Consider the following 16,829-nt stretch of genomic DNA (forward strand, 5'->3'; position numbering starts at 1 on the left):
TAAAGGTAGCACAGGAGCAAGGTGTTACTGTAAATGCAAACTTGTATTTGCCTAATGATTTAGGTATTGATGATCAAGACCTGTGCGTTATTCTTGGCAATTGTTTGGAAAACGCTGTTGAAGCCTGCAGTAAAAATGCCCCAAGATCAGTTGCGTTATATTGACATTAATACCACCATAGCTAAGAATCATCTGGTAATTAAAATTGCTAATTCTTTTTATGGTTCCGTCCTCCGTCAAGGCGATAGTTTTGTCTCCTCAAAAGATGGCGATGATCATGGAATGGGGCTTGCCAGTGTGAAAGCGCTAACTTCCAAATACCACGGTTATTGCTCTATTTATTGTGAACAACAAGTATTCAAAGTTGCTGTCTTTTTGCAACTTCCGGAAACAGTTGCCGAATCGCGCTCATTCAGTATCCCCTGAATTAAAGTAATCATCTGCTTCAACTGGCGCACTTTTATATCGACTGGCTATCAGCGCTCCGCTACGAACGTCCCCCATTGTCCGGCAAACAACCCCTTGCCCCGGTATCAGATACCGGGGCAAGGCACAGCCGCCGCCAGGCAAAGCCGGAAAAACAACAAACCCGCGTTGTACGCGGGTTTGTTGTTGGTTGTGGCGGGGCTGGTGGTGGGGATGAAACTTTCCGCGGGCTGAAACCGGAATATTATCCGGGGATGTTGATAAACTCCGGCGCGGCATGCGTTTCCGAGAGTTTCAGGGAGATGGATACTTTAAAAACGCGGTGATCGAAGGATGTAAGGCACTGTCCGTGATATTTGGCGGCAAGGGTTTTCACGCTTGATAGCCCGATGCCGCTGCCGGCATGTTTTTTCGAAGAGACAAAACCGTCGTTCAGCGGCTGAACGATACCGTTGAATGTATTTGTTATTTTGACTACCAGATATCCTTTAGTGATGGAGGCTTTAAAATCAATCAAGCGCCGCTCGGTGCCGCTGATTTTATTACAGGCTTCGGTGGCATTTTCCAGGCAGTTGCCGATGATGACGCACAGGTCCTGGTCGTCGATGCCCAGGTTATCAGGGATGTGCAGGTTGAGGTCGACTTCGATGCCTTGTTGCTTAGCCAGTTTTAAGTAGTGGCAGATGAGCGCGTCGGCGGACTGGTTTTGGCAGACAGTGGGGATATGGCTGTCGTCGTAGTGATTGCAGAGCGTGTTCAGATATTCGTGGGCGGCGGCAGCTTCTTTTTTGCCTAAGAACTCGGAGATTGTCACCAGGTGGTGGCGCAAGTCGTGGCGGTTTGCTTTGGCAGCGGTAATGCTGTCGCTGAGGTTGCGGTAGTGATCGCGCTGCAGGGCCAGTTGTTTTTCGAGCAGTTGATGGCGCTTGGTGCGGTCGATGGATATGGCGATCAGGTAATAGGCGATGGAGATGATGACAGCCGATAATACCAGGGGAATAAAAATGGACAGCAGGTAGGTTCTTTGTACGGCGTAGAAAGCCAGCAGGATGAAGGACAGGAGCGGAAACACCGTAAAAAGGGGATTCTGGAGGTTGATGATTTCGAGGATGTTTTTGACATGGGGGGTGATATGTTTTCTTATCAGCGGTATCGATGCCAGTTCCAGCAGTTGACCCGCCAGAACTAAACCGCCCACCATACGGCCAAAGATTATTTGCTCCAGAAACAGGCAGATGAGGAAATTGAACAGGGACAAAGAGGTGACCATGAAGAGAACAAAAAATTTGGCGTTGAGCGTTTCTTTGAAAATGAGGGCAATGGGGATAAAGTACAATATGGTCAGCATATGGCCGATCAAAAACGTGTCGAGGCCCGTCGGCGTCAGGAGGAGACGCGCCAGGTACTGGGCCACCCATGTGCCGGCGTAGGCGCTAATCTGAAACCAGACTGGCCGCCTGGGGGTCAGGAAGGAGTATGTAAGCCAAAGGTTCGCGATGAAGAAGATTGCCCGGCTTATATTGACCAGAAGCAGGGTTGATTCCGCCATATGATTTCCTCCATTGTAGAAGACTGTCTGTTATATGGAAGACAATATCGGGCAAATATTGTACAATAATGCTAGTTCCCGGTATAGGGCCTCCATTTGTAGCGCAAGATGGCAGCGGGCTACCACCGGGGAGGGAGGGGAAAAGAATATTAATTATTGCGGTATGCGACGACGATTTTAATGATAGAGTCCATATCTGTAAAGCTGTGGAAGCTTATTTGCATAACAAGGGTAGTGCCGGAAAAGTTCTCGATTATGACAGCGCCGAGAAATTGAATTCGGTACTGGAGAGTAAAAAACTGAAGTTTGATATTGTGTTTCTGGATATCATCATGAGAGATATGGACGGCATGACGTGCGCGCGGTTGATCCGTCAGCAGGACAAGCTGGCCAGGATCATATTTTTGACCAGTTCGACGGATTATGTTTATGAGGGGTATGAGGTCAATGCCACGGCTTATTTGGTAAAACCGATTAATGCGGATAAGTTGGCGGGAGTTATAGACAAAGCATGCGACCAGATAGAAGAAGCGGCGAAAGAAAGCATCGCGATTACCAGCGGGGGCGCAACCCAACGGATTTTGCTCACGGATATCCTTTATCTGGAGAGCGAGAAGAATAAGGTTATGATTATACTGGCCAATGGCAAGCGCTTGGCTGTTTATACGACGCTGGACGGGTTCGAACAGTCTCATCGGTCAAAGCTGTGGATAAGGTCTCACAAAAGTTATCTGGTCAATTTTTTATATATCGAGCAATACGCAGGCGATAAGTTTGTGCTGAGGGACGGCACTGTGATACCGATCAGCCGGGTGTACAAGGATGTGGCCAGAGCAGCTTTTTTTGATCTTTTGCATGCCGATGGATAGTTAAATAGCAGCAATTTATTATGGACCATGCGACAACGTGACGCATGGCTCTTTTATTTTCGTTAATTTTCCTTAAAAACCTGCAAGTTTTCCCTGGTCGAATGATACTTTCCGGAGGTTTTGTATAATTAAAGAAGGAATTTGTATAATTTGCGAGTTTTTTGCGACGGCTGATATTCTGACCACTGAGAATTCGCCGGCAGGAATAAGGAGGAGAAGGGTTTATGAAAGGATTATCCAGAAGGACATTCATCAAAACCGGTCTGGCCGGAGCGGCGCTGGTGGCGTGCGGCGCGCTTCTGCCCGGCGCCAAGTGGCTGCTTCACCCGGTGGGGGCCGCGCCGGGTTTCCAGACGACGGTCGAGCGTACGATCGTGCCCGTGCCCGTGCCGGCCACTTCGCCGAAGATTCTGCCGTCAAAGGTCTCCAGATATGCCCAGTATGGCTACAGCGCCTGGCGGTTCGCCGAGGGGGTCGGTTATGAAAAGAGGTTGGACCTCATGCCTGCCGCGTACGCCGGCAAAGCGGCTAAAAAGACGGCCAGGCTTTTGCGGTTTTTTACGATAGCCGATATCCATATCTCCGACAAGGAAAGTCCTGCGCAGGCGATTTTTTATGGTTACAAAGGCGGGGTTTCCTCAGGGTATTCTCCGGTTATGCTGTATACCACCCATGTTCTCGACGCCGTCGTCCGGACGGTCAACGCTATTCATAAGCAAAATCCTCTGGATTTCGGCATTTCCCTGGGCGACACCTGCAACAGCACTCAGTATAACGAACTGCGCTGGTATGTCGATGTTCTCGACGGCGGAGCTATTGCGCCGAGTTCCGGAAAGCATGCCGGCGCCGACACTATCGATTATCAGAAGCCTTACAAGGCGGCTGGGCTTGATATCCCCTGGTATCAGACCCTCGGCAACCACGACCATTTTTGGATGGGGTTCATGCCGCCGAACGATTATATTCGCCAGAGTCTCGTCGGCGAGAATATCGTCAATCTGGGCAATCTCTTTGCCGATCCCCGCGGTCTGGACAGCCGGGGCTTTTACATGGGCGCCATCGATGGCTCGACGCCTTATGGGGACATTATCGGCGCAGGACCTGAAAAGGATTTTCCGACTCCCCCGAAGGTAGCGGCAGCCGATCCAGACCGCCGTTCGCTGTCGAAAAAGGAGTGGATGAGCGAGTTTTTGAAAACATCCTCCAAGCCTGTCGGTCACGGTTTCAGCCAGGCCAATGTGGACAAGGATTTTGCCTGTTATAGCTTCGAACCGAAGGCCGATCTGCCGCTCAAGGTTATCGTGCTCGACGATACCCAAAGGCACGACGAGTCGAACAATCCCCCTTCTCTCGGCTATGGCCACGGCTCTATCGACGAGGAACGTTATGTCTGGCTGGTGCGCGAGCTGGAAAAGGGTCAGGCCGAGGGCAAGCTGATGATTATCGCCGCGCATATCCCGATAGGCGTCGAATCCGGGGATTCCATGATGGCGTGGAGCAAAGACGCTTATGTATCCGAGGGGGAGCTTTTTGCCAAGCTGCATGAATATCCCAATCTCATCGCGTGGATAGCGGGCCACCGTCATATCAATACCGTCACCGCGTTTACATCGCCTGATCCGGAACGCCCCGAACTTGGCTTCTGGCAGGTCGAAACGGCGTCGCTGCGCGATTTCCCCCAGCAGTTCCGCACGTTCGAGATTGTCCGCAACAGCGATAATACGGTTTCGATCTTTGTAACCAACGTTAATCCGACCGTCGAGGACGGCTCGCCGGCAGCGATTTCGCGTTCTTATGCCGTCGGGGCTCAGCAGGTATTCAACAATGAGATGCCGTTTCTCCCTTCCGGCTCGTACAATGCAGAGCTTGTCAAAAAGTTGAGCCCTGAGATGCAGGCGAAGATTAGCAATTGCGGCACACCGATACGCGAGTAACGGTAACCCCAAGCTGAACGGCAACGAATCTTGCTACAAGAACGGAGAGAAGCCACTTATGAAGCGAATGCTTGTTGTTCCCCTACTGGTGTGCTGCCTGATTATGGGGATGCAAACGGCGCAGGCCACGGAAGGGGCGTCAAGCCATTACTTCCCCGGTTCCTCCACAACCTTCGCCGCCGCCGTGCCGCCTGCCCCCGGATTCATGATGGCCAGCCAGATGCTGTATTACAACGGAACGGCTCATAAGGCCGTGCTGCGCGGAGCTGTTCATCTGGATCTGAAAGCCGAGGCTTTTTACGATTATATCGGGGGCTTCTATACATTTGAGAAGCCTGTTCTCGGCAGCCGGCTGCAGATAGGCGCGGCTGTTCCCGTGGGACATATGGGCGTTCGGGCGAATGTCGGGACAGCTTCGCTTGCCCGCAGCGCAACCGACAGCAAAACGGATATCGGCGATGCGGTGGTTTCGGCGGCGCTGTATTGGGGGAAGGGCGATTTCCATTATAAGCTTGTCGAATCGATCTTTGTCCCGACAGGCGGGTATACTGCCGGCAATCTCGCCAATGTCGGCAGGAATTACTGGAGTTTCGACACCTCCTTGACCATTACGTGGCTCAATGCCAAGACCGGGACCGAAATCTCCGTCACGCCCGGCATCATGGTCAATAAGACGAACACCGCCACTAATTACCGGTCGGGGAATGAGTTCCACGTCGATTTCGCGGCGAACCAGTTCCTTACGCCAAGCTTTGCCGTGGGTCTCCACGGTTATTACTACCGCCAGGTGTCGGGCGACAGCGGCAGCGGCGCTGTGCTTGGCAGTTTCAAGGGCGAAGCCTACGGTATTGGGCCGGCTCTTCTGTGGACGCCCAAGGCTGGCAAGGGAAAGGTTTCGGTGGTCGCCAAGTGGCTCCATGACCTCAGTGAGACGAATCGCATGCATGGCGATTACGGGCAACTTACGGTAGTCTATAAGTTTTGAAATGGGCGGCAGCAAATACGCAATCTGAGTTTATAAGGAGAATAGTAATGCAGAATCTACTTATGAAGAGCTTTCTTATCCTGCTGTTGCTTGCAAACACGGCCTTTGCCGCCGTGCCTGCCGATCCGCTGCCGTCATGGAACGATACCGCAACCAAGAAGGCCATCATAACCTTTGTCGAAGAAGTGACCCGGCCAGGCTCGCCGAGCTTTGTCCCGGTTGCGGAGCGTATCGCCACTTTCGACAATGACGGTACGCTGTGGCCCGAGCAGCCGATGTATTTCCCGGAGGCCTTTTTGTACGACCGCATCAAGGCGCTGGCGCCGTCGCACCCCGAATGGCATGATAAACAGCCGGTCAAGGCTGTGCTGGCGGGCGACCTGAAGACGGTCCACGCCGGCGGCTATAATACCATGCTCGAGCTCGTTTATGCCACGCACGCCGGCTACACCACGGAAGAGTTCGCCCAGACCGTCAAGGACTGGGCGGCAACGGCCAGGCATCCGAAGACCGGCCGACTGTACACGGAAATGGCTTACCAACCTATGCGCGAATTGCTTGAGTATCTGCGATCCAACGGTTTTAAGACCTTCATCGTATCCGGCGGTTTGGCCGATTTCATGCGCCCCTTGTCGGAAAGGGTTTATGGCATCCCTCCCGAGCAGGTGGTCGGCAGCAGTATCAAGACGGAATTCAAGATGCGCGACGGCAAGCCGGTGATAGTATTTTTGCCGGAGGTCGGCTTTATCGATGGAGGCGCGGGCAAAGCGATCGGCATTGAACAGTACATCGGCCGCCGTCCCATCGCCGCCTTCGGCAACTCTGACGGCGATCTGCAAATGCTTCAGTGGACGATGGCCGGCAAAGACACGCGGTTCGCGCTCCTTGTCCACCACACCGACGCCGAGCGCGAATGGGCTTATGACCGTACATCCGTCTACGGCCGCCTTGACAAGGCGCTGGACGAAGCACGGGCGAAAGGCTGGACGGTTGTCGACATGAAGAAGGATTGGAAGAGCATCTACGTGTTCGAGAACGAGTAACATTTTTTAGGGCATAGGAAAAGAAACTTTCAATAGCATTTGGGGATTAGGTGGTCTCATGAAGCTGTCGTTAAAAAAGCACAGCATACGGCCGTATTTCATCGTTCTCGCGACAGCTTTGTTTTTCTTGAGCTATGGCGCGAGGGGCTGGGCGGCCCAGGATGCCGTGAACGACGCTGCCAACGCACCGGTGACGCCTGCGGAGGCTGTTGCCGCCGATGTCGCCGGCTATCGCCTCGTCAACGGCGTCGTCATTCTGCCGATAATGCCCGGCAATGAGATGGTGGTACAGGGTCTTTTGCAATCGCTGGCCCAGGATCCGGATTTTCAGGGGATCAGCATGACGCTGTTCGCTCCTGTCGGGACAAAACCGAAGATTCTGTTGGCAGGCAATCAGGGTGAAGACCGGCTGCGGTATGCGGCCGAGAAACTAAAAACTATCGTAGGCAAGATGGGACAGCCCCATCGTTTGGTGGTTGCCGCCTATTTGCGGGAAATAACGATAGAAAATGACGACGAGGCGGGGTTATCGTGGTTTCCCAACGGTGTGCAGGGCGGTCTGACGACAGGGGTAACGACGACGTACACACGGGAATGGGACAGCAATGGGGCGGCGCCGCCCAGCCTGAATAAGCAGCCTACGATAACGAAGAGCACGAGCGGTTACACGGTCGGGCTGACTAATCCCGTAAACGTCACGGCGAGCCTGACGAAAGCGATGTCGAAGGGCAAGGTCATTGTCGGCAGCGAGATCAATATTGTCAATGGCACAACGGCCGAGATAAAGAATGATGATTCGATGCCTGTTCCCCTAACTTCGAACGGCGTCGTTACCTTCAATACCCAGGTTATCAGCAGCGATGTAAAGATAACGCCGACAATAGTGAAGTTCAACGCGGAGAGGCCGGAGGAAAGCGTCGTCCGCCTCGACGTAGTCGTGCAGCTGAGCGTGCCGACGGATACGGTGACCTTCAGCGGCGGCTCGTCGGCTCTGCAGTATACCGTGCAAACCTTAACATCCACTCTTTATACGAAGGCCAATAACGAGCGGATCATCGGCGGGCTGTTCGCGAGCGACGCCTGGATCAAATCCAGCAGCGGCATTCCGATCCTGATGAATGTGCCGGTACTCAAGTATCTGTTTTCTTCCGAATCGGTAAGCCTGCAACACTCGGCGTCGATATTGACCCTGGCAGTGCGCATTCTGCCTGTAACGAAGGAGGATGGCTATGCGTACTGACAACAACGCCTGCCGGATCATCGGTAAAATGCTGTTGCTGGCGGCGGCAGCGCTGGTGTTCATCGGCGCATATGCCGCTCCGGCTTACGCCGAAGGAAATGTTTCGGATATAGCGGTGGAAAATGGCACGGTAGCGCTGCCGGTGGTTCACGGCAACGCGCCGGCGGTGACCAACCTGCTGACCTATTTGCAGCAAATGCCCGAATTCGCCGGTATGTCGGTGAGTCTGCTGCAGCCGAAGGGCGCGCCGGCGATGGCGCTGCTGTCGGGGACGGACGAAGGGCAGCTGCGAAACGCGGCCGCCAAGCTGCAAGCGCTGCTGGCGGAGGTGGGCCGGCCGCACCTCTTAATAATTTCCGCTTATCTGCGCGAGTTGGATATGGCCAATAACCAGTCTACGGGGATCGACTGGTCGTCGCTCACCGGCAACGTGACTTACGGCGTCAGTGCGTGGCAGCGTTCGGTCGGCAGCAATACTTATCAATTTTTCCCCAATATAGGGCAATGGGTGAAGACGGTGCAGGGCTCGGTCACCGATACGCTTACGACCGGGATGCCGGCGCCGACGAGCGGCGCGCTGGGCTTCAACGCCCAGCTGACCAGGTCGCTGTCCAAGAGCCGGGTTATCATGGGCAGTAATATTTATACCCCCAACGGTATTCAGGGCGAGCTGCTCAGTCAGACAATCGTTCCTCTGCAGACGACCGACAGCAACGGGAATGCAACCTTGACCTCGCAGACGATCAGCAGCGATGTCAAGATTACCCCCACGATTGTCAAGTATAATGCCGATAGGCCGTCCGAGAGTGTCGTGAAGCTTGATGTATATATGCAGATGGCGCTGGTTACCGGCAGTGTCCAGGTAGGGCAGCAGTCGGCCAAAGAATTTTCCACCAAGACGCTGACAACTACAGGGCTCGTGAGGGCGGACAGCGGCGTCTATGTTGCCGGTGTTTTCGCCGGCGACACCGAAACGCGGTCGGTCAGCGGCATTCCGATATTGATGAACATACCCTTCCTGAAGTATTTATTCAGCCAGGAAACCAAGCAAATGACCCACAAGGTCGGCGTGTTGACCGTTTCTGTACGCATTCTGCCGGAGCAGTAGACTGTTTGAGCGCCTTACATGAGCGGAGGTAAGAGGATGCCTGTGACAAAATGGTTTAAGCGATACCGGCGGTTGCCGCTGGCGGTTGTCGTGGCGTTCGTCATTATTGCCTGCGGCTTGCCGGTCCGCGGCGGTTATGCGGCGGGCAACGGGCCGGAGGGGCAAAAGGATGTTTTGCCGCCGACCCTTACCGTGACGCTGCAGGACGAGGACGGCCAGCCGATCAGCGATGTCGAGCTTCATGCCATGCCGGCCAATCTGGCTGGCAAGGAAAAAGCGCGGGCCCGGACGGATGAGAGCGGCAAAGCGGTGTTCAAGCATTTGAAGAGCGGCGCGTATTATTTTTACGCCAATGTCCGGGCGCTCCGCAGCCATGATGGCTACGATTTTCCGGCGATAATCAAGGAGACCAAGAACTATAGCTCTTACTATGTTTCGGAGACCAAGCGGTTCGACCTCAGTGAAAACGCGGAGTGTACCTTGACGATAAAAAGAGGCGCCTATGTTATGCTCGAGACCTTCCTCGATGTATATAAACCGGACAAAATCGTGCTGATGAACAAAAGGCAGGGCATCGGCCAGAACGTCCCGATAGGCTCCGCCGACTTTATCCAGCTGTACATGCCGATGGGGGAAAAATATTCGATCATCACGGTGAAAAGCGGCGATTTCGATTCCTGGATTATCGAGTTTTACGCCCATAACGGGCTGCGGATCGAGCTACTGTAGCTTTGTTCTCATCAGAGTCGGCACAGGCCGGAAGGCAATAAAATTTCAAGGAGGAACAGTCGATGAGTTTTTTTAAAGGACCGATATTCAAAGTTGTTTTGCCCCTGATTCTGGCGCTTAGTGTTATATCAGGCACGGTGGCGGCGGCGGACGGCCAGGCGCCTACACCGCCGACGGCGACGTCGGTGGCGCTGAACACCTATGGGAGTTTGCCGGTGGTAGTCTTAAACCTGACCCAGTCGCCGATCAATATGAATATGTCGTTCACCGCCCCGAACGGATACGCGACAACGGGCTGGCCGGTACCTCTGCCCATAGCTGCAGGGCTGCCGGGAGTTTACTATCTCAATGGCAGTCAAACGGCTACTTTCGCCAATATCCTTACGCCAAATGTCACGCCTACGAATAACGGTAATTTCTCGCTGAACCCGATTGCAACTGTGGATTCGCAGAACAATATCGCTTATAGCAAGAATTCCGGCTGGATGAGTATGTTTACCACTTTTCCCTCCTGGACTTTAAGTGGCATGTACAAACAGGTCCAGTTCGTGAAACTTGGCAACGAAATAAACAATCAGGGAGCGGCAGCCTACAACTCCGAAGTGCTCACCGGCTATCCCAGCAGCGACGCCAAAAACATCACTTCCAACTTCGGCGCCGTGAGTGCCAGTGCTCTCAATGCGGGCCAGGCCGCGGTCGCCACCCTGAAGCTGAACCTGCTGAATTCGAACGGAACGGTGCAGGCCGCTTATGACATCAACATCAATAGTTTGGGCGGAGGCACGTCCGGCAGCGTTGCCATCCCCCAATCGGGGTTCTCGATACTGCATGCTTTGCATACGGCGGCCGATATCCTGGCCGATGGCAAGATGGCAATAGAAGGCGATCCGTTGGCGATAATCGATTTAATCGACGGAATAGGGGAGACAGTCGACGGAATCGTCACTGCTGTTTCCAATGCCAATAGCACGAATGTCAATGTTACCACCGATAAGGCTTATCCGGCAAAATCCAAGGGCATCAACGTTACGGCTACCGCGGATCCAGCCGGTTTCCCCAGCGGGGCGACGCTGAGCGCCTATTCGGGCGACAGCCAGTCGCTGATGTATGAGGTTAAAAGCGCTGCCAACCAGCAGCTGCCGCTGACCCAGCAAAACGCCGTGTTTGTCACAACCTGGCGGCAGTCGCCGCAAAACAATTATGGAGTAAGCCTGCCTAACGGCGCGGATATCCTGTTCGTCGTCGTGCTGAATCAAGGCGTTTACGCCTCGAACCAGGTGCAGCAGTATATCAATAATAACGCCCCGACGCAAATGGCCGGCGGCGCCAAGTACCAGCCGACCAAGGCCCAGGCCCAGGAATCGGCGAAAATCCTGGGGATACTGACGGCGATTGCCAAGAAGAATCCGCAGGACGCGAAACTGATTATCGATCTTTTCGGTGTTCGCGGCAAGCATGCCCAGGTGAAAAACGACCCCGCCGCGCTGAAGAACCTGGGTGTCCAACTGAAAACGGTTTTGGAAAAGCATAAGAATGAGTTGCCTGCCATCGAGCAATACCTCACAAAACTGGCCCGGAAATAAGCAAGGAAAATAAACGATAAAGCGAGGATACGCCAATGTCAAAAAGAAAGATCCTGCTGTGTTCGCTGGTGGTGCTGCTGACGGTATTCGGCAGCGTGGCTTTCGCCGCCGCTCCCGCCGCTCCTTATGCAAACATAATTGCCTATAATGAGATGGCTCCGGGGTGGGGGGTGTCATCGAACAATCCCAATGTCTCCACACTGGGAGTGCTGGATATTATCAATATGACGCCCTGGGATATATCGCTCGGCGCCGGGTTGGGCAAACCCATGCTTAGCGGGATGACGACCGGGTCGTTCAACGGGTTTTGGCTGGCCGGCATCCACAAGCCAAGCACAAACACCAACAATTTCGGCGGCAGCGCCGCCTATCATTCCTATCAGGTGGCGCTGAACAACCTGAACAACGGCTGGGTGCTGAAAAACGAGGTGAAGTCCGGCTACTCGCAGCCAATGTGGTACGATTCGGTACCGATTGTGTTCAACAGCAACAGTTTTACCCAGAGCGGAAATACCGCGGCCCTGAATTTTATCGTCACCTCCAGCGTGGGCTTTGACACGCCTTATGCCGGGAATACCGAGAACTATGCGGCAACCGCCCTCAGCTTCGGCGACGGCACCAATAATTACGGTTTTACAGCCCATGATACGATGATCTACTACAGCAACTGGAAAAACACCACGCATTTCCTTATGATTCAGGGGCTGGGGACAAATGCTAATAGCTGGAAGCCGATAGTCAAAAACCTCGGCGGATTTTGGAACACTCAACCAGGGGCGGACGGCTCGGCAAAAGGCACACCAGTGCCGATACCGGCCTTCCTGAATGTTTCCGGCCTGGCTTATCCCAATTTTTCGGCTGTGGCCGGCGGTACGCCCGGGCTTGATCTGGTCGTTATCCTTCAGGCCGGCGGTTATGCCGATATGCAGTTGATATTCCTGGCGGTGCCGAGCAATAACAACGGTCTCCTGAAAGGGCTGTAATCGCGGAAGCGGAAACAAAACAACAGCGTTCCTCCCGGCGCGGAGGAACGCTGTGTTGGGGGATGAAAAGATTCTATGGTCGATAGGCCGTCTTTGTGGGAGTTGTTGCAGCAGGGCAAATTGCCCCGGCGCCGCTTTATCAAAACATGCGTGGCTCTGACCGGATTATTGGGATTGTCGCCGGCTATATTGCCGGCTGTCGTCGCGCGGGCGGAAACGCGGCCAGGTGGGGTAAACGCGCAAACCTGGACATTCGCCATGATCAGCGATACCCATGACAGCGACATGGTAAGAACCAGGACAGGGGTTACCGCTCATCTCGCCCCCATCGTAAACTATATTGTCGACGAACATCCTGATTTCGTTATACAAACAGGAGATCTGATCACCGGAGCCCAAACTTTAATGACTTCGCCGGTATTTAGAAAATATGATATGCAGTATGCCTATTATAAGCAAGTAACCGCCCCTTTCAGCCGGGCGAATATCCCTTTATTCGTGATCAGGGGCAACCATGATTATGGTCTCCATAATGAGGATCCGGCATTAAACAAGGCATATATGGCGGATATTGCCAGAACCATGCCGCAGAACGGACCGCCGGCGGCAAAAGGATTATCTTATAGTTTCGTGCATAATAAAATAAAGTTCATCATGGTAGACCAATATGTTAATGCGGCGAACGGCATTGTTACGCTGCCGATGGAGTGGATAAAGGACGAACTGGCAAGCAGGCAAGGAGCGGAACATATCTTCGTTATGGGCCATAGCCCGGCTTTTACTCCCGATACAACCGCCAGCAGCAAGATAGCTCAGTTTAATTTGTTTGATCAGACTAACCTGCGTGATCAATTTTGGAAGCTGCTGACTGATAATCAGGTGACGGCGTATATTTCCGGACATGAGCATCTTTATTTCCGCGGCCGGGCGAACGGGCTGCCGCAAATCGTTATCGGCAATTTGGGTTCAGATGCCAATTATAACCCCGCCACGGTGGACAGCCGGTTGACGAATGTCTTTCCGACGACTCCGGTGCCCAATACGCAGGGGCGCCCCGGGTATAGCATTTTCACGGTGGATGACGGCCAAAAGTCGCTCACGGCCACGGAGTATTGGTTAGATCAGAATAACAATAAATACGTTTATGACACATATGCGCTTATTCCCTGACATTACACCGGGTTCGGGAAACGGGGCAGGCTTTTGAAGGAGTAAGTATGCAGCATCATACAGTGGCGATCATCATAATAGTTGTGCTGGTGTTGTTCAAAATTTACCTGCGTGCCCGGCGTGAACTCAGGTTTCAAAAGTTCGTCAAATGGCGCGCGCTTTTGAGGATAGCGCTGATGATCGGGTTGGGGGTTGGTTTGCTGGTCACGGGCTACGCGAATCCTGTGCGGTACCTCTTCGATGGCATCGGCATTTTGTTGGGGTATATTATCGCCTGGTACTCGATCCGCACCTCGGCGTTCGAGTGGCGTGACAACGACTGGTTCTACCGCCAGAATCAGGTGATTGGCAAGTGCATTTTCGTGATACTGGTAGGCCGTTTTATTCACAAAGGCTATGAGGATATTGCCGCCTTGTTTGGCGCGGCCGCCAATGGGCAATTGGCGCGGCAAGTACCGTCAGCCGAGTATGTCCGCGACCCGTCTGTAACGGCTATTATGTTTGTATTGATCGCTTATTATATCTTTTTCTATACGTTCCTCATGCGGAGGGAGCAACAGACGAAGCTCGCAGAAAGAGCGTAACCCCTGGGTTAGCCAGGAGTTACGGGTCGGGGGGCCTTCGGCAAATTCCGGGTGAGGGTCAGAACTTGTGCCAGTAAGTGATGCGCAGGAATCTTTCGGGATAGGGGCCCGGCCCGTAGATTTGGTAAAGCGCGGACGGGAAATCGTATCTGCCGGCCTTATAATACACTTCCACCATTTCCTGCTTGTTAATGGCGTGCTGGAAGTTGATGAAGTGCGCCCTGGGGGCAAGGGAGGACATGCCGGTCCCCGCCAGAAAGGGGATGGAAACTATCCCGGCTTTCAGGACATTCTGGCGGTCCAGCTGGTACGCAAGCTGATAAATATATGACTTGATCGTGCCGGATGGAAAGGTGGCCAACACTCGTGCCGGCAGGCCGCTGACGAAGGGATCGTTCTTTGTCCAGGCAACTTCGCAGGTAAAGCTGACATTAGGCACGATGTTTTTGTAATTCAGGTTCACTTCGGCGTAGTTGGCGGTTTTAGAACCCCAGTTAAGGGCTGCGTCGGCATTGGTTTTCGCGGCGTAGTAGGCGCCGACAGTCACCTTTTGGTCAGCCGCGTAAGAAGCGCCCACAGACCATATCTTATTTTCGTAATTCCTTGGGGTATTGTTATCGACTTGGCTGGAATACGAACCAGTGTAAGTCATTTTGCCTCGTTTTGTTGAAATGCTGACACCGTAGACATTTGAATCGCCTACCGTTAGGGTGGTGTCGGCCAACATTCCCAAGGGACCGAGTTTCAAATCCTGGCGGCCAATCTTTGCGTGAGTGGCTCCATTTGCGTAGGATAGGCCATACATATCCAGATATGCGACCAAATTGTCGCCGCCCTTGATATACCTGGACTGGTCGGCGGAAAAAATATTAGGATGCTGGGCAAAATTCTGCGTAACGCGCGCATAAGCGGTCCAGCTTTTGTCAAGCCGCATATTCATATTAAGCCAAAGGGTTTCGTTGAAGTCGGTCTTGTTTCTGATGTATACGGTTTTCTGGTTTTTAAAGAATTCGACCCGGTCTGGCGATACGTCAATCAGCCGGAAATCAACGACATAGAGGCCCGATATCTGCAGCGCGCGGGACAGCGGCGGCTCGCCACTCGCAAAAGCTGGCTGAGCGACCAGACTGCCGATTAGGGCCGAGCCGATCAGCATAACGCAGACGATATTAAGGTTTTTAATCATTTTTTCCCCATCCGGATTATTTCGCCCGATCTTTCTTCTTGCAATGCTGCATGTAGTCGTTTGCTGGTGCTGCTAAAATGTACGACTTATCCGTTTTCGTCAATTTTCCCGAAAAACCTGCCGAATCTCCGCGAAAGGTATATTTGAGCAAGGAAAATATCGCTGAGTAAAGCCGATAACCCGCGCAGTACGCGGTTTTTTGTCGTTTGTCGGGGACTTATCCCGGTAAGATTCTTAAATATGATACAATAAAATCGGGATAAACTAATAAATAATGATAATCGAAGGAGGGGTGGCAATGGGCGGGGATAACCCCAGGGGCACCGGGGAAACAGGCAGCAGCCAAATTCGACCGCTGGTCGCTGAGGGCAGGCGGGAAATATGGCTTGCCGGCGGCTGTTTTTGGGGACTGGAGGCATATCTGGATAAGCTTAAAGGGGTTGTCCGCACGAACGTCGGTTATGCGAACGGTAATACGGAGAACCCAAGCTATGAAGAGGTTTGCGGCGGCGACACCGGTCACGCGGAGACGGTCTATGTTCAATATGATCCCAGGCATATTGATCTGGCCACTCTGTTGACGTACTTTTTTAAAGTGGTTGACCCAACTTCTGTAAACAGGCAGGGAAACGACTGGGGCAGCCAGTATCGTAGCGGTATTTACTACAAGGATATGGCCGATAAGGCAATAATCGATCAGGTAATCGCCCAAGAGCAAAAAAAATATTCCGCGGCGATAGCTACGGAAGTGTTGCCGCTTCGCAACTATTGCGCGGCCGAAGAATATCATCAGAAATATCTCGATAAAAATCCCTACGGATATTGTCACATTGACCTTTCCAGCCTGGCTAACGACCCTATGGCTAAGGTAAACGTGCCGGTGGAACCTGCGGCTGTTCCCCGGACCGATAAAGCGGCAGAGGCTTCCAGGACTTACGCCAAGCCGAGCCAGGAAGAAATCAGCAAGAAATTGACCAGCACGCAATACCGGGTCACCCAGTCCTGCGGGACGGAGCCGCCATTTGCCAATGAGTATTGGAATAATCATGAAAAAGGCATATATGTCGATGTTGTTACCGGCGAACCGCTGTTCAGTTCCCGGGACAAGTACGATTCAGGGACCGGGTGGCCGAGCTTTACAAGACCGATTGTCGCCAATGCTGTTACTACCAAGACGGATAGAAGTCTTTCAATGGAACGTATCGAGGTCCGCAGCCAATACGGCGACAGCCATCTGGGACACGTCTTCCCTGACGGCCCCCAGGATCGGGGTGGGCGGCGGTATTGTATGAACAGCGCTTCGCTAAGATTTATACCGCTTGATAAAATGGCCGCGGAAGGGTACGAGGAGTTTATTCCTTTTGTGAAATAATGGCGGGAGGGCGGGAAGATTTATGGAGATAGTGATTGACCAACCGGCGAAGGATTATATATTCACTA

General features: G+C 53.1%; 15 protein-coding genes. 13 read left to right on the top strand and 2 right to left on the bottom strand.

Features of this window, described 5'->3' with window-relative positions:
- Positions 1-69 precede the first annotated feature (69 nt).
- The gene (locus RIN56_06905; GenBank protein MDR7866534.1) at positions 70-426 is read left to right on the top strand and encodes a GHKL domain-containing protein; all 357 of its coding nucleotides are present in this window, start codon (positions 70-72) and stop codon (positions 424-426) included.
- Between the two features lie 244 nt (positions 427-670).
- Here the strand turns inward: RIN56_06905 and RIN56_06910 are convergent, their stop codons facing one another.
- Positions 671-1,975, bottom strand: coding sequence for a GHKL domain-containing protein (locus tag RIN56_06910; GenBank protein MDR7866535.1), 1,305 nt, complete (start codon positions 1,973-1,975; stop codon positions 671-673).
- 68 nt (positions 1,976-2,043) lie between these two features.
- On the opposite strand from RIN56_06910, the gene RIN56_06915 reads away from it, so the two are divergent.
- The 11 genes from RIN56_06915 (at position 2,044) to RIN56_06965 (ending at position 14,203) form a co-directional block, all read left to right on the top strand.
- A complete protein-coding gene (locus tag RIN56_06915) occupies positions 2,044-2,844 on the top strand; it encodes a LytTR family DNA-binding domain-containing protein (GenBank protein ID MDR7866536.1) in 801 nt (266 codons plus the stop codon).
- Between the two features lie 224 nt (positions 2,845-3,068).
- A complete protein-coding gene (locus tag RIN56_06920) occupies positions 3,069-4,778 on the top strand; it encodes a TIGR03768 family metallophosphoesterase (protein MDR7866537.1) in 1,710 nt (569 codons plus the stop codon).
- Between the two features lie 58 nt (positions 4,779-4,836).
- A complete protein-coding gene (locus RIN56_06925) occupies positions 4,837-5,763 on the top strand; it encodes a transporter (protein MDR7866538.1) in 927 nt (308 codons plus the stop codon).
- 47 nt (positions 5,764-5,810) lie between these two features.
- On the top strand, positions 5,811-6,806 hold the full coding sequence (locus tag RIN56_06930) for an HAD family hydrolase (GenBank protein ID MDR7866539.1): 996 nt from the start codon (positions 5,811-5,813) through the stop codon (positions 6,804-6,806).
- Positions 6,807-6,864: 58 nt separating this feature from the next.
- On the top strand, positions 6,865-8,046 hold the full coding sequence (locus tag RIN56_06935) for a hypothetical protein (GenBank protein MDR7866540.1): 1,182 nt from the start codon (positions 6,865-6,867) through the stop codon (positions 8,044-8,046).
- The gene (locus tag RIN56_06940; GenBank protein ID MDR7866541.1) at positions 8,036-9,154 is read left to right on the top strand and encodes a hypothetical protein; all 1,119 of its coding nucleotides are present in this window, start codon (positions 8,036-8,038) and stop codon (positions 9,152-9,154) included. The genes RIN56_06935 and RIN56_06940 overlap by 11 nt, the downstream gene beginning before the upstream one ends.
- Positions 9,155-9,196: 42 nt before the next feature.
- Positions 9,197-9,883 (top strand): carboxypeptidase-like regulatory domain-containing protein, encoded by a 687-nt coding sequence (locus RIN56_06945; GenBank protein MDR7866542.1) that lies wholly within the window; start codon positions 9,197-9,199, stop codon positions 9,881-9,883.
- A gap of 62 nt (positions 9,884-9,945) precedes the next feature.
- Complete coding sequence (locus RIN56_06950) at positions 9,946-11,466, top strand: hypothetical protein (GenBank protein MDR7866543.1); 1,521 nt, start codon at positions 9,946-9,948, stop codon at positions 11,464-11,466.
- 35 nt (positions 11,467-11,501) lie between these two features.
- Positions 11,502-12,449 carry a hypothetical protein gene (locus RIN56_06955; protein ID MDR7866544.1) on the top strand — a complete coding sequence of 316 codons (948 nt, stop codon included), beginning with the start codon at positions 11,502-11,504 and terminating at the stop codon, positions 12,447-12,449.
- Positions 12,450-12,524: 75 nt separating this feature from the next.
- Positions 12,525-13,619 (top strand): metallophosphoesterase, encoded by a 1,095-nt coding sequence (locus RIN56_06960; GenBank protein ID MDR7866545.1) that lies wholly within the window; start codon positions 12,525-12,527, stop codon positions 13,617-13,619.
- 62 nt (positions 13,620-13,681) lie between these two features.
- Entirely contained in the window at positions 13,682-14,203 is a 522-nt protein-coding gene (locus RIN56_06965) for a DUF1453 family protein (protein MDR7866546.1), read from the top strand.
- 58 nt (positions 14,204-14,261) lie between these two features.
- Here the strand turns inward: RIN56_06965 and RIN56_06970 are convergent, their stop codons facing one another.
- Entirely contained in the window at positions 14,262-15,389 is a 1,128-nt protein-coding gene (locus RIN56_06970) for a hypothetical protein (protein ID MDR7866547.1), read from the bottom strand.
- 298 nt (positions 15,390-15,687) lie between these two features.
- Between RIN56_06970 and msrB the strand changes: the two genes are divergently transcribed.
- Positions 15,688-16,761, top strand: coding sequence for a peptide-methionine (R)-S-oxide reductase MsrB (gene msrB / locus RIN56_06975; protein MDR7866548.1), 1,074 nt, complete (start codon positions 15,688-15,690; stop codon positions 16,759-16,761).
- Positions 16,762-16,829: the final 68 nt, after the last annotated feature.

This window comes from Sporomusaceae bacterium, assembly GCA_031460455.1.
Classification (GTDB): Bacteria; Bacillota; Negativicutes; order Sporomusales; family UBA7701; genus Anaeroselena.